The sequence below is a fragment of the Streptosporangium sp. NPDC051022 genome, from assembly GCF_040683035.1.
Classification (GTDB): domain Bacteria; phylum Actinomycetota; class Actinomycetes; order Streptosporangiales; family Streptosporangiaceae; genus Streptosporangium.
Genome location: NZ_JBFBCF010000002.1, coordinates 480,564 through 494,557, shown reverse-complemented (window position 1 = coordinate 494,557; position 13,994 = coordinate 480,564). Strand labels below are relative to the sequence as shown.

Genomic DNA, 13,994 nt, shown 5'->3' with positions numbered 1-13,994 from the left:
CGCTTACGCGACAACAGTTCGGGAAACCCGAGAGATCAAATAATGCCTGGAATCCTTATTACGGACATCCTTATATGTCCATTAAGTTTTTCGCTGCCCACATGACCGTTTACACCGTTCCATGCCAATGCGGAACGGACATCGGACCGGAAGGGCGGGCGAACTTCAGAAGATCACATCATTGTGATTCGCGATATTTCCCCCATATCTTGACTCACTACGTCCTTAGCCTCACCAAATCCGAGCTTCCAGCTTTGGAGGAGCCAGTGGCCCCATCCGGCGGCGCCGCGATCGAGGTACGCGGGCTGTGGAAGATCTTCGGCCCCCGTGCCGGACGCGTCCTCGGCGGTCCCGACGCGTGGCTCGACCCCGCCACGCTCAGGGAACGGACCGGCTGTGTCGCCGCGGTCAGGGACGTCGGCTTCTCGGTACGGCCCGGCGAGGTGTTCGTCGTGATGGGCCTGTCGGGAAGCGGCAAGTCCACCCTGGTCCGCTGCCTGACCCGGCTGGTCGAGCCGACCGCGGGAGAGATCTCGATCGCCGGCCAGGACGTGTGCGCCGCCTCCCCCTCGCAGCTCAGGGATCTGCGACGGCACCGGGTCAGCATGGTCTTCCAGCACTTCGGCCTGCTGCCGCACCGCGGGGTGCTGGACAACATCGCCTACGGCCTCGAGGTCCAGGGCGTCCCGCGGGCCCGGCGGCACAGGCGGGCCGGGGAACTGCTCTCCCTGGTCGGCCTGGACGGCTTCGCCGACGTCCGCCCGGACCGTCTCTCCGGCGGCATGCAACAGCGGGTCGGCCTGGCCAGGGCACTGGCCTGCGACCCCGAGGTGCTGCTCTTCGACGAGCCCTTCAGCGCGCTGGACCCGCTGATCCGCCGGGACATGCAGGCCGAGATCATCCGCCTGCACCACGAGGTCGGCAAGACCATGCTGTTCATCACCCACGACCTGTCCGAGGCGCTCAGGCTGGGGGACCGCATCGCGATCATGCGTGCGGGCGAGATCGTCCAGCTCGGTACGGCCGAGGAGCTGGTCGGCGCCCCCGCCGACGACTACGTGGCCCGTTTCGTCAGGGACGTGCCCAGGGGCGAGGTGCTCTCGCTGCGCTGGATCTGCCGTCCGCCCCGGGAGGGCGAGCCGCTGGACGGCCCCGCGCTCCCCGCCGGAACCGTCGTCCGCGACGCGGTGCCCGCCGCCATGCGCTCCGCCTGCCCGATCCGCGTCATGGAGAGCGGCGGCCCGATAGGCGTGGTGGACCGGCTCGACATCCTGGCGGCGATGACCGGCGATCCGCTGACAGGCCCGTACGCCGGGAGGAGCGGCGCATGACCTCGCCCTCCGGCGCTCTCGGATCCCCCGCGTCCTTCGGGCCGTCCGGACCGCCGGGAGTCCCGGGTCTCACCGGCGTGCTCGCCGTACCCGGGACCGCTCCGCCGCCCGCGCCGCCCGCGCCACCCGCGCCACCCTCCGCGCCCCGTGCCCGGACGGGACCGCGGTCCTGGCCGGCGCGGCTCACCGGGGTCGCGGTGGTCGTGGCGGCCTACCTGCTCTTCCGGGGCACCGCGACCCTCCCCCACGACGACGACGCGGCACCGTTCCGGTTCGTCGGCGACGTGCGCGACTGGGTCGACGCCAACCGCAACGACAGCCCGGTCTTCCTGTTCTTCGTCAACTACGTGCGGCTGCTGGTCGGCGGCCTGCACGACGCGCTCCACCTGGTGCCCGAGGCGCTGGGCTGGGCGGGGACGACCGGGCTGGCCTGCGCGCTGGGCCGGCTGGCGGGAGGCGGGCGGGTCGCGCTGACCGCACTGGCGGGGTTCGTCTCGTTCGGGGTGCTGGGAGTGTGGCGGGAGAGCGCCGACACCCTGGCGCTCGTGCTCGCGGCGGTCCTGCTCTCCCTGCTCGTCGGCCTGCCGCTGGGCGTCTGGGCGGGCCGCTCGGTACGGCTGCGCCGCCTGCTCTTCCCCCTCCTCGACGTCATGCAGATCATGCCGACGTTCGCCTACCTGGCGCCGATGGTGCTGTTCTTCCAGATCGGACCGGCGTCGGCCACGGTCGCCACGGCGGTCTACGCGATTCCCCCGGCGATCAGGATCATGGCGCTGGCCGTCGAGCGGGTCTCCCCCACCGCGGTCGAGGCCTCGACCGCGGTGGGCGCGACGCGCTGGCAGACGCTGCGCAAGGTCCACCTCCCCATGGCCCGCACGACCATCGCGCTGGCCGTCAACCAGACCTTCATGATGGCGCTGTCCATGGTGGTGATCGCCGCGCTGATCGCCGCCCCCGGGCTGGGCTCGGACATCGTCTCGGGACTGTCGCGGGCCGACGTGGGCCTCATGCTCCCGGCGGGCCTCGCCGTGGTGATCATGGCCGTCGTGCTGGACCGGGTGACCACGGCCGCCGCGACACGCGAGCCCACGGCCCCGGGCGCCTTCTCCGCGCGGACCTCCGCACGGCCACGGATCGCCGTCGCCGCGGCCCTGACGCTCTGCGGCGTGATCGCGGCGAGGTTCCTGCCCGCCGACTTCCCCGAGGGCTGGGTGCTCCACCTCGCCCGTCCGGTGAACGAGGCCGTGACCTGGGCGAAGTTCTCCTGGTACGGCGTGACGGAGACGATCGTGGCCGCCACGACCGAGACGCTGCTCAACCCGCTGCAGACCGTGCTGACCACCGCCCCCTGGTGGCTGGCCACCGCGACGGTGGCGGTGATCGCCTGGCGGACCGGCGGACGCGGGGCAGCCGTCACCGCCGCCGGCTGCCTGCTCGCCACGGCCCTGCTCGGGCTCTGGCAGCACACCATGGAGACGCTGACCACCGTACTGGCCGGGGTGACGCTGACCATGGCCGCCGGGCTCCTGCTCGGCGTCGCGGCGGCCCGCTCGCCCCGGTTCGCCGCGGTGCAGCGCCCGCTGCTCGACGCCGCGCAGACCATGCCGCCGTTCGTCTACCTGCTGCCCGCGCTGGCGCTGTTCGGCGCGACCCGGTTCACCGCGATCCTCGCCTCGGTGGTCTACGCGGTCCCGCCGGTCGTCCGGCTGGTCGAGGACGGAATCGGCGGCGTCTGTCCCGCCGCCGTCGAGGCCGCGCGCTCCTGCGGGTCGACCGAGCGGCAGGTGCTGTGGAAGGTCCGGCTGCCGATGGCCCGCGCGGCGATCCTGCTCGCCGCCAACCAGGGCATCGTCCTGACGCTCGCCATGGTCGTGGTCGGCGGGCTGGTCGGCGCCGGCGGGCTGGGCTACGACGTCGTCTCCGGTTTCTCCCAGCGCGCCGACTTCGGCATGGGGTTCGCCGCCGGAGTGGCGACGGTGCTGGTCGGCGTCATGCTCGACCGGATCACCCGGGGCGCCGGCGAGCGTCCCTCCGTGACGGATCCGCAGAGAGTTTCCCCCGAACGTTTCCCCCGAAAGAAGAGGATCGCATGAGGATCGGACGCAGAGTCCGCCTGCTCGCCGGTGTTCTCACACTCGCACTGGCCGCGGGCTGTGGCGGCGCCAAGGTGGAGGCGGTCTCCGGCCCGGCACGACCGTCCGCGGGCGGAACCGTGAAGATCGCCGTAAATCCGTGGGTCGGTTACGAGGCCAGCGCCGGAGTGATCGCCTATTTGCTGGAGAAGAAGCTCGGCTACACCGTCGAACGGAAGGAACTCGCGGAACAGGTCTCCTGGGAGGGCTTCGAGAAGGGCGACGTCGACGTCATCGTCGAGAACTGGGGCCACGAGGACCTGAAGAAGACCTTCATCCAGGGCAGGAAGGTCGCCGTCGAGGCGGGTTCGACCGGCAACAAGGGCGTCATCGGCTGGTACGTCCCCAAGTGGATGGTGGATAAATATCCCGACATCACCGATTACAGAAACCTCAACAAGTACGCGAGCCTGTTCAGAACCCCGGAGTCGGGCGGCAAGGGGCAGTTGCTCTTCGGCGATCCGTCGTACGTCAGCAACGAGGAGGCCCTGATCAAGAACCTGGGGCTCGACCTCAAGGTGGTCGTGGGCGGCAGCGAGGCGGCGCTGATCGAGTCCGCCACCCAGGCCCAGAAACAGCGCAGGCCCCTGCTGTTCTACTTCTGGAACCCGCACTGGCTGTTCAGCCGGATCGACCTGGTCCGGATCAACCTCCCCCCGCACACCCCGGGCTGTGACGCCGATCCCAAGAAGGTCGCCTGCGACTACGCCGAGCTCGACCTCGACAAGATCGTGAGCAGGCGGTTCGCCGAGAGCGGCGGCAGGGCCTACCAGCTGGTCAGGAACTTCTCCTGGACGAACGCGGCGCAGAACGCGGTGGCCGACGACATCACCAACCACGGCATGAGCGTCGAGGAGGCCGCCAGGAAGTGGGTCGAGGCCAACGAGTCCGTCTGGTCCCCCTGGATACCCCGGTGACCGGGCCGGCCTCTCCGGGAGCCCATGGGGGGACCCCCGCGAGAACCCCCTTGAGAACACCCGCGAGGACTCCGGCGGGAAGACGGCTCGCCGGGATCGCCGGGATCGCCGGGATCACCGCACTGCTCGTCCTGCTCTCCGCGTGCAGCCCGCCGACGCCCGGGCCGCAGGCGACCGGCGGCACCGTGAGGATCGCGATCAATCCGTGGGTCGGCTACGAGGCCGGCGCCGCGGTCCTGAGCCGGCTACTGGAACAGGAACTCGGCTACCGCGTGCAGAAGGTGGAACTCAACGAGGCCCAGTCCTGGGAGGGAATCGAAAAGGGGACGGTGGACGTCATCGTCGAGAACTGGGGGCGCGAGGCGGAGAAGAAGACCTACATCGAGGAACGGAAAGTCGCGGTCGCCGCCGGGCGGAACGGAAACCGGGGCGTCATCGGATGGTACGTCCCCCAGTGGATGGTCGAGCGATATCCCGACATCACCGACTGGCGAAAGCTCAATAAGTACGCTGACCTATTTAAAACCCAAAAATCGGGTAATTTCGGCCAGCTCCTCGACGGAGATCCCTCATATGTCACCAACGACGAGGCACTGGTCCGAAATCTCGGCCTCAAGTACAAAGTGGTGTACGCGGGAAGCGAGAAGGCTCTGATCAGTGCCGCGAAACTGGCGACGGAACGGCGCACCCCGCTGCTGATGTACTTCTACGAACCGCAGTGGCTGTTCACCCAGCTCAAGCTGGCGAAGATCAACCTTCCCCCCTACGCGATCGGTTGCGACGCCGACCCCAAGAAGGTCGCCTGCGACTATCCGCCCTACCTGCTGGACAAGATCGTGAGCAGGCGGTTCGCCGACGGCGGCGGCAGGGCCTACGAGCTAGTGCGCAACTTCTCCTGGAGCAACGACAACCAGAACGCGGTGGCCGACGACATCACCAACCACGGCATGAGCGCCGACGAGGCCGCCCAGAAGTGGATCGAGGCCAACAAGATCGTCTGGAAGGACTGGCTGCCGGACTGACACGCGGCCGCGGCGCGGGGGTCAGACGGACATGCCGTACGCGGCGCGGACACGCAGGACGTGTTCGACCAGCGTGATGAGCGTGCTCTTGACCGAGTCCCGGGAACGGGCGTCGGTGCGCACGACGGGGACGTGCGGGGCGAGCGCGAGGGCCTCCCGCACCTCCTCCTCCATGTGCGGGAACTGCCCGTCCCAGCCGTTGACTCCGACCACGAAGGGGAGCCTGGCCTCCTCGAAGTAGTCGATCGCCGGGAAACCGTCGGCCAGCCGCCGGGTGTCGATCAGCACGACCGCGCCGATGGCGCCGCGGACCAGGTCGTCCCACATGAACCAGAACCGGTGCTGACCCGGCGTACCGAACAGGTACAGGATCAGATCCTGGTCCAGTGAGACACGCCCGAAGTCCATCGCGACCGTGGTGGTGGCCTTGTTCGGGGTGAGGCCGAGGTCGTCGATGCCGGCGCTGGCGTCGGTCATCACCGCCTCCGTGGTCAGCGGCATGATCTCCGAGACGGCGCCCACGAACGTGGTCTTGCCGACGCCGAACCCGCCGGCGACGACGATCTTCGTCGACGTCAGGCCGCCATGGTTAGAGCCTGCGAAGTCCACTGAGAACCCTTTCAAGCATGTTAAGATCCGGTTGTCCCTTTTCGAGACTCGGCTGGTGGAGGCGGACGAGCCCCTCGTCGGCCATATCCGCCACCAGCACGCGGGCCACGCCGAGCGGGACCCTCAGCAACGCCGAGATCTCGGCGACCGACCGGAACGCCCGGCACATCCTGATGATGGCCTCCTGCTCGGGGGTGAGCAGGGCCAGCTCCTCGTCCATGATGAACGAGGAGGAGACCAGTGTCTCGATCGCCATGTGATAGCGCGGCTCGGCGCGTCCGCCGGTGACCGTGTAGGGACGGAAGAGGGGTTCCTCGTCCCCGCTTCCGTCACTCCCGAGCACGGCCCTCTCCCCTGAAGCACGTCATCGTCATCTCCCCCGCGAGGCCTGTAGCTCGGCCCGCAGAGCCGGGGTGAGCACCTGGCCCGCGCGATCGACGAGCAGGGTCATCTGGTAGGCCACCAGGCCCATGTCGCACTCGGGGGCGGCCAGCACGGCGAGCACCGAGCCGTCACTGATCGCCATGACCAGCAGCAGGCCGCGCTCCATCTCGACCACGGTCTGGGTGACGGCCCCGCCCTCGAAGACGCGGGAGGCTCCGACGGTCAGGCTGAGCAGGCCCGCCGCGACGGCGGCGAGCTGGTCGGCGCGGTCGTCCGGGAAACCTTCCGAACTGGCGAGCCGCAGCCCGTCTGCCGAAACGCACACGGCGTGCGCGACCCCGGGGGTGCCTCGGACGAACTCGGTGATAAGCCAGTCGAACCTCCGCGCCTCATGGCTCAAGGTCGTCACGGGCTCTCCTCCCTGTCCGCCAGGTTCCTGGCGGGGTCCTCGTTAAGTTCGGCACGTCCTCGCCGTACCCCCTGCTGGAAACTCGACAGACGGCTACGGACCCGCTCGGGCGAGATGGGCGGCATCGGGGCCGCCGGGGCGGACGGCGCGGAGGCCGCGGTGCCCGGCACCAGGTTGGCCCTGGGAGTGCGCTTGGGAAGACCCGCCGCGGTGATCCCGCCGAGGGTGGGGTCGCTGGCCGCCTGGGCCGCCTGCCATCCGGCGTCGGCGGCGGTCTGCCAGTTCTCCGGCTCACGAACCGGCGCCGGCCTCCTGAGCGGCCGCGGAACCGGCTCCACGTCCGGCTCCGAGGACGGCTCACCGGCCGTCGAGGCCCCCGCCGCGACGGCCTCGACCGCCCCCTGCGACTCCTCGTGCGCCGAGGAGTCCGGCTGCTCACCGGCGTCGTCGGCGGCGGACGCGGCCTCACCGGTGTTGTCCGCCCGGCGGAACCAGGCCGACTCGATGGAGGCGAAGATCGGCAGATACTCCTCCTGCTCGGTTTCGAGCGGGGAGAGCCGTACGACCGGTATCGACGCGGTCACCGGGTCGTCGTGGGAGGTGTTCCCCCAGGCCGAGAAGTCACCCGAGGGGGCCGCGGGGACGGGCCCGTTGCCGTTCGCCCCCGGGACCCGGCGCTTGGGCAGGGGGTACCCCCCGGTCGGCAGCGGGGCGCTCAGTGAGCCCGAGGAGACCGGCTGCTGGGCCGGGGGCTGCTCGCCGGAGAACGACGTCGAGCCGAACGCGGAGGCCGGCTGGGGGGCCTGGGGCTGCCCGGGAGAGGGCTGCGAGATCGAGGTGTGCCCGAAGGAGGTGTTCCCGAACGAGGTCCGGCCGAGCGAGGCGTGCCCGAACGAGCTCTGGCTGAAGGAGTTCTGGCTGAAGGAGCTCTGGCTCTGCGACTCGCCGCCCCAGGACGGCGTGTGGCTCGGCTGGGTCGTCTCCACGATGAGCGCGGCCGGGAAGAGGACCATGGCGATGAGACCGCCGGTCTCCTGGGGGCGCAGCTGGACCCTGATGCCGTGGCGCAGGGCCAGCCGGCCGACCACGAACAGACCCATCCGGCGGGAGACCGAGACGTCCACGACGGGCGGATCCGCCAGGCGGCGGTTGGTCTCCATCAGCTCTTCGTTGGTCATGCCGATGCCCGCGTCGCTGACCGCGAGCAGCGCGCCGCCGCCCTCGATCAGGCTGCTGGAGACCGTGACCTGGCTGGCCCTCGGGGAGAACTGGATGGCGTTCTCCACCAGCTCGGCCACCAGGTGGACGATGTCGTTCGCGGCGCTTCCCGCGACCGAGATCGTACGGTGCACCTTGACCTGGACCCGCTCGTAGTCCTCGACCTCCGACAGCGAGGCCCGGACGACGTCGACGAGCTTGGCCGGCTGGCTGCGCCTGCGGGACGGCTCGTGGCCGGCGAGGACCAGGAGGTTCTCGGAGTTGCGGCGCATGCGGGTGGCGAGGTGGTCGAGCTTGAACAGGTCGGCCAGGCGGCCGCCGTCCTCCTCGCCCTTCTCCAGGCCGTCGATCAGCGAGATCTGCCGCTCGACCAGGGTCTGGGTGCGGCGGGAGAGGTTGACGAACATCGCGCTGATGTTGGAGCGGAGCTCGGACTCCTCGGCGGCGAGCCGTACGGCCTGCCGGTGGACCTCGTCGAAGGCCTTGGCGACCTCCCCGATCTCGTCCTTGGAGTCGACGGAGATCGAGGCGACGTCCGGCGCCTGGGTGTCGCCGGAGACCCGCAGGTTGCGCACGACCTCGGGGAGCCTGAAGCCCGCGACGTCCAGCGCCTCGGCCCGCAGGCGGCGCAGCGGCAGGACCATCGAGCGGGCGATGACGACCGTGAGGCCGAGGACCAGGATCAGCAGGAGCAGGATCAGCCCCGACGCGATGATCGCGTTGCGCTGCTCGGTGTCCTCCAGCTCACGGGCCCGGGTGATCACATCGCCGGCGACCTGGGTCTCGACCTTCTTCATCCGGTCGAGGATGAAGCTGTTGTCCGAGAACCACTGCTTGACGGCGGCGAAGTCGGAGATCAGGCGGCCCTGGTGGCGCGGGTCGCCGGCCAGCACGATCGCCCTGGCCTTGGTCAGCTCGGCCCGGTAGACCTTCTCGTCCATCATCGCCTTGACGAGGAGCTGGCGGTTGACCGGGCTCGCCTCGACGGTGAAGTCCGCTTTGTACTCTTCCATCCGCGATCGGGAGGCGATGAACTTCTCGATCTCCTGGGTGGTGACGAGCGACGCCGCGTAGTAGCCGGCCAGCAGGCGCGAGCGCTGCCGGGAGACCTCCTCCTTGGCCCGCGCCAGCGCGCTGAGCGCCCGGGTGTTGCCGATGATCTCCGGGTCGTCGCTGACCAGGGTGAGCTCCTCGTGGAGCTGGAGCAGCGGAGCGATCATGATGCTGTAGCGCTCCGCCCGGTTCGTCCCGGGCAGCTTGCGCAGCTCGCCCAGCCCCGCGAGCTGGTAGCCCACGTCCTTGGCCGCCTCCGCGGCCCGCTGGCCGTAGGAGTCGTCGATCGCCTGCAGGTCGAGCAGGACCTTGGCGACCAGCGCGTCGACGGTCGCCTGCTGCGCCGTCGCCGCGTCCTGCAACCCCTGGTTCGCGGGGGAGAACGCGGCCCAGGCGACTCGGTCACGTTCCAAACCGAGAGCCTGTGCCAGTTCGCGCAACCCACCGGAGTACTCGGCCGCCGAGGCGGTCCGCTGGTATCCGGCCACGCTGTCGACGGAGGTGACCACGCGCGTCCCGGCGAGCACGACGCCCACCACCGTCGGCACCAGGATCAGGGCGGTGAGACGTGACCGCACACGCCAGTTCCGCAGCCCGAACCGGGCGGCGAAGCGCTTGCCGCGGTCATGTGCCGCAGCACTGCCGCCCTCGGTTGTAGCCGTCGTCACCGCTCTCGCTCTACCTCTCACCATCACGACATAGGTGGCCCTCATCAGACCACAAGGTCACGGGACGCAATCGACATAGCCGACAAACCGGACGTAATCGTTACGCAGGTGACGAGAGAACGACTTCCTATGGTTATCGCAAGGCGGCAAGCACTTGGTCCCGCACCAGTGCCCGCTGGGCCTCGTCAGTCAGAGGACGTCCGGCTCTATCGACAACGTAGAAGACATCCACCGCCTCTGCGCCGAGAGTCTCCACACGTGCGGCCCGCACGTCAAGACCACAATCTCCAAAAGCCCTACCGATTCGCCACAATAGCCCCGGACGGTCATGTGCGCGCACCTCTACGACCGTCGCGGTATTGGACGCGTCGTCCACGAGAGTAACCCGTGGTGGAGCCACCGGTACCCGGGGCGGACGCATCGAACGGGCCCTCCTGGCCAGACGCTGCCCGATGTCGAGCCGCCCCGCCAGAACCAGCCGAAGATCGGCTTCCAGCGTCGCCGGATCGGGCGGCGAGCCGTACTCTGGGATCACCGAGAACTCGATCACGGCGGTCGACCCCGCCGAAGCGGCGGAAGCCGCACGAACCACCATCCGGTGCGCGGCGAGCACCCCCGCCGCGTTCCACAGCAGCCCCACCCTGTCCGGCGCGACCACGGTCACCGCTCCCCCGTGGACCCGTACGGCGCCGCCGCCGTGCCTGGCCAGGGAGGCCTGCGCCGCCGAGAGCGCGGGCGCGGGCGGCGGCGGGGTCCCCGACAGCACCGAACGCACCCGCCGGACGAGATCGGCGACCAGGGAGGCCTTCCAGGAGTTCCACGCGGCGGGCCCCGTGGCGTTGCCGTCCGCCACGGCGAGCGCGGCCAGCAGTTCGAGGACCTCGCGCGAGCCGACGGCCTCGGCCACGCGGGAGATCGTCACCGGATCGTCCAGGTCACGGCGGGTCGCCGTCTCCGGCAGCAGCAGGTGGTGGCGGACCACGGTCTCCAGGGTCTCCACATCTGGCAGAGAAAACCCCATCCGGGCGCCGATATCCCTGGCCACGACCGCTCCCGTGGCTGAATGATCGCCGGGCCGGCCCTTGCCGATGTCGTGCAGCAGCGCGGAGACGAGCAACAGATCCGGCCTGGAGACCTCGCGGGTGAAGGAGGCGGCCCCCGCGGCGGTCTCGATCAGATGCCGGTCCACGGTGTAGCGGTGGACCGGGTTGCGCTGGGGGCGGTGCCGTACCCGTTCCCAGTCGGGCAGCAGCCGGACCAGCACGCCCGCCTGGTCCAGCTCCTCCCAGACCGGCACCGCCGCGCGCCCGGCGCCGAGCAGCGCGACCAGCGCGTCCCGCGCCTCGTCCGGCCAGGGCACCGGGAGCGGCGGCGACTGGGCGGCCAGCGCGCTCATGGTCGCCGGCGCGAGCGGCAGCCCGGCCTCCGCCGCCGCGGCGGCGGCACGCAACACCAGGACGGGATCCTTGCGCGGGTCCACGCCTCGGGCGAGCACGACCTCGCCGCCGTGCTCGACGACGCCGTCGGCGAGCGGGCGGCGCCCCCGCGGCACGGGCCCGGACAGCGACCGGTCGACGGTGCGCCAGGTGGCGTCGAAGGCGTGCGCGACCGTACGGCCCGCCTCGGCGAGCCTGCGCATCAACGCCTCGGCGTCGAGCAGGCCCAGGGTCCCCGCGACCGCGTCCTGCTCCTGGAGCACCAGCCGGTCGGCTCCCTTGGCGGTCACCAGGTGCAGACCGTGCCGGACGTCGAGCAGGAGCTCGTAGGCCTCACGGACCCGGGGGCCGGGGGCCGAGGCGACCCAGGCGGCGGCCACGGCCTGCATCGCCTGCACGTCGCGCATCCCGCCGCGCGCGTCCTTGAGGTCGGGTTCGAGCAGGAACGCCAGCTCGCCGCTCGCCCCGGCCCGCGTGTCCGCCGACTCCCGCAGCTCGGCCAGACGGCGCCTGAAGTCGGCCCGCCAGCCGGTGAGCACGCTCTCCCTGGCGGCCCTCGTCAGCTCGGGGTCCCCCGCCACGTGCCGGGCCTGGATCAGCCCCAGCGCCGCCTTGAGGTCCTTCTCGGCGACCACCGTGGCCTCCTCGACGGTCCGCACCGAGTGGTCGAGACCGGCGCCCGAGTCCCAGACGGGGTACCAGAGGCGGTCGGCGATGCGGGCCACGTCGTCACGGCCGTCGTGCAGCAGGACCAGGTCCAGGTCGCTTCCCGGGGCCAGCTCCACGCGGCCCAGGCTGCCCACCGCGACGAGTGCGACACCGCCGAAGGCGCCGTGGTCGTCCCCGGCCCTGGAGTCGGCCCTGGAGTCGGTCCCGGGGTCCCCGTTCCTCCCGACACGCCCGTACGGCGTGCCGCAGGCGGCCCGGAGGAGGTCCGTCAACCAGCGGTCGACGTTCGCGGCCCGCTCCCTGCGGGCCGCGGCGTACGAGCGAGTGTCGCCTCTCACCGGTTAGAGCGCCTCGGGTCCGCGCTCTCCGGTGCGGACCCGGACGACCGTGTCCACCGGCACGGACCAGACCTTGCCGTCTCCGATCTTGCCGGTCTGCGCCGCCTTGACGATGACGTCGATGATGTCATCGGCGTCGTCCTCCTCGGCGAGCACCTCCAGCCGGACCTTGGGGACCAGGTCCACCTGGTACTCGGCGCCGCGGTAGACCTCGGTGTGGCCGCGCTGGCGGCCGTACCCGCTGGCCTCGCTGACCGTCATGCCCCTGACCCCGAACTGCTCCAGGGCCGCCTTCACGTCGTCGAGCTTGAAGGGCTTGATGACGGCGGTGATGAGTCTCATGCGTTCACCTTCTTCGCGGTGCTGGAAACCGCCGGGCCCTTGGGGGAGGCCATGCCCGACGCGTGCACGGTGCCGAGGTCGTAGCCGGTCTCGGCGTGGGAGGTGATGTCGACGCCGGCGATCTCCTCCTCGGCGCTGATCCGGAAGCCCATCACCCTGTCAATGATCTTGGCGATGACCCAGGTGACGACGAAGGAGTAGGCGCCGACCGCCACCGGGCCGAGGACCTGCAGGCCGAGCTGCTTGAGGCCACCGCCGTAGACCAGGCCCTTGCTCTGCTGTTCGAGGAAGGGGTAGGCGGCCAGGAAGCCGAGCGAGACCGCGCCGAGGACGCCTCCGACCATGTGCACGCCGACCACGTCGAGCGAGTCGTCGAAGCCGAGCCTGTACTTCAGGCCGACGGCGCAGGCGCAGACCGCGCCCGCGACGGCGCCGATGACGATCGCCGCCCAGGGGTCCACGAAGCCGCAGGCCGGGGTGATGGCCACCAGGCCCGCGACCGCGCCGGAGGCCACGCCGAGGCTGGTGGCGTGGCCGTCGCGCATCTTCTCTACGACGAGCCAGGCACCCGCGGCGACCGCGGTGGCGATCTGGGTGTTCATGAACGCCAGGCCCGCGGTGCCGTCCACGGCGAGCTCGGAGCCCGCGTTGAACCCGAACCAGCCGAACCAGAGGAGTCCGGCGCCCAGTAGCACGAGGGTCAGGTTGTGCGGGCGCATCGGCTCCTTTCGCCACCCGACGCGCTTGCCGAGCACGAGGGCGAGCGCGAGGGCCGCGGCACCGGCGTTGATGTGGACGACCGTACCGCCGGCGAAGTCCTCGATGCCGAGACTGAACAGCCAGCCGTTGCCCCAGACCCAGTGGGCGACGGGGAAGTAGACCACGGTGGCCCAGACGACGGTGAACAGCACCCACGCGCCGAACTTGGCGCGGTCGGCGATGGCACCGCTGATCAGCGCGACGGTGATGATCGCGAAGGTCAGCTGGAAGGCTGAGAACACGAGGCTGGGCATTCCGGTACCGTCCGGCTTGGTGGCGGTGTCCACCAGGCTCTGCAGACCGAGGGCGCCGAAGCCTCCGATGAACTTGTTGACAAGGCTGCTGCCGTTGTCGGTGAAGGTCAGCGAGTGACCGTAGAGCACCCAGGCGATGGTCACGGTGATGATGCTCGCGAACGACATCAGCATCATGTTGAGGACGCTCTTGGCTCTGGTCATGCCGCCGTAGAAGAACGCGAGCCCCGGGGTCATCAGCAACACCAGCGCGGTGGCCGTGAGCATCCAGGCAGTGGTGCCGCCATCGATCTTCATCCGAAGCGACCCTCCTTACAAATGGCGTGTGGCCGATCTCAGGTCGCAGTGAACGCTTCTGGGCTCCGTCGACCGGCCGCGCACTGACGATGCGCTTCAGCGTCTTCTTCGGTGGTTTCGTGGCGCGGCGCCCTGTGTTTCGCATCTGTGAAACTC

At 70.2% G+C, this 13,994-nt stretch carries 11 protein-coding genes; 4 read left to right on the top strand and 7 right to left on the bottom strand.

Features of this window, described 5'->3' with window-relative positions; translation table 11 throughout:
• Positions 1-266: 266 nt before the first annotated feature.
• The 4 genes from AB0N02_RS06215 to AB0N02_RS06200 are packed head-to-tail and all read left to right on the top strand — an operon-like array spanning position 267 to position 5,402.
• Entirely contained in the window at positions 267-1,331 is a 1,065-nt protein-coding gene (locus AB0N02_RS06215) for a glycine betaine/L-proline ABC transporter ATP-binding protein (RefSeq protein WP_363943261.1), read from the top strand.
• Entirely contained in the window at positions 1,328-3,424 is a 2,097-nt protein-coding gene (locus AB0N02_RS06210) for an ABC transporter permease subunit (RefSeq protein WP_363943259.1), read from the top strand. The genes AB0N02_RS06215 and AB0N02_RS06210 overlap by 4 nt, the downstream gene beginning before the upstream one ends.
• On the top strand, positions 3,421-4,380 hold the full coding sequence (locus AB0N02_RS06205; protein WP_363943257.1) for an ABC transporter substrate-binding protein: 960 nt from the start codon (positions 3,421-3,423) through the stop codon (positions 4,378-4,380). Before AB0N02_RS06210 ends, AB0N02_RS06205 begins: the two co-directional genes overlap by 4 nt.
• 50 nt (positions 4,381-4,430) lie before the next feature.
• On the top strand, positions 4,431-5,402 hold the full coding sequence (locus AB0N02_RS06200) for an ABC transporter substrate-binding protein (protein ID WP_363943255.1): 972 nt from the start codon (positions 4,431-4,433) through the stop codon (positions 5,400-5,402).
• 21 nt (positions 5,403-5,423) lie between these two features.
• On the opposite strand, the gene AB0N02_RS06195 is transcribed toward AB0N02_RS06200, so the two are convergent.
• The 7 genes from AB0N02_RS06195 to AB0N02_RS06165 form a co-directional block, all read right to left on the bottom strand.
• Entirely contained in the window at positions 5,424-6,011 is a 588-nt protein-coding gene (locus tag AB0N02_RS06195) for an ATP/GTP-binding protein (RefSeq protein WP_363943254.1), read from the bottom strand.
• Entirely contained in the window at positions 5,992-6,354 is a 363-nt protein-coding gene (locus AB0N02_RS06190; protein WP_363943252.1) for a DUF742 domain-containing protein, read from the bottom strand. Before AB0N02_RS06190 ends, AB0N02_RS06195 begins: the two co-directional genes overlap by 20 nt.
• Before the next feature lie 27 nt (positions 6,355-6,381).
• The gene (locus AB0N02_RS06185; RefSeq protein ID WP_363943440.1) at positions 6,382-6,795 is read right to left on the bottom strand and encodes a roadblock/LC7 domain-containing protein; all 414 of its coding nucleotides are present in this window, start codon (positions 6,793-6,795) and stop codon (positions 6,382-6,384) included.
• Positions 6,796-6,800: 5 nt separating this feature from the next.
• Positions 6,801-9,743: a nitrate- and nitrite sensing domain-containing protein gene (locus AB0N02_RS06180; protein WP_363943250.1), complete on the bottom strand. Its 2,943-nt coding sequence runs from the start codon at positions 9,741-9,743 to the stop codon at positions 6,801-6,803.
• A 133-nt stretch (positions 9,744-9,876) separates the two neighbouring features.
• Positions 9,877-12,186 (bottom strand): [protein-PII] uridylyltransferase, encoded by a 2,310-nt coding sequence (locus AB0N02_RS06175; RefSeq protein ID WP_363943248.1) that lies wholly within the window; start codon positions 12,184-12,186, stop codon positions 9,877-9,879.
• Positions 12,187-12,189: 3 nt separating this feature from the next.
• Positions 12,190-12,528 (bottom strand): P-II family nitrogen regulator, encoded by a 339-nt coding sequence (locus tag AB0N02_RS06170; RefSeq protein WP_363943246.1) that lies wholly within the window; start codon positions 12,526-12,528, stop codon positions 12,190-12,192.
• Positions 12,525-13,838 (bottom strand): ammonium transporter, encoded by a 1,314-nt coding sequence (locus AB0N02_RS06165; RefSeq protein ID WP_363943245.1) that lies wholly within the window; start codon positions 13,836-13,838, stop codon positions 12,525-12,527. The genes AB0N02_RS06170 and AB0N02_RS06165 overlap by 4 nt, the downstream gene beginning before the upstream one ends.
• Positions 13,839-13,994: the final 156 nt, after the last annotated feature.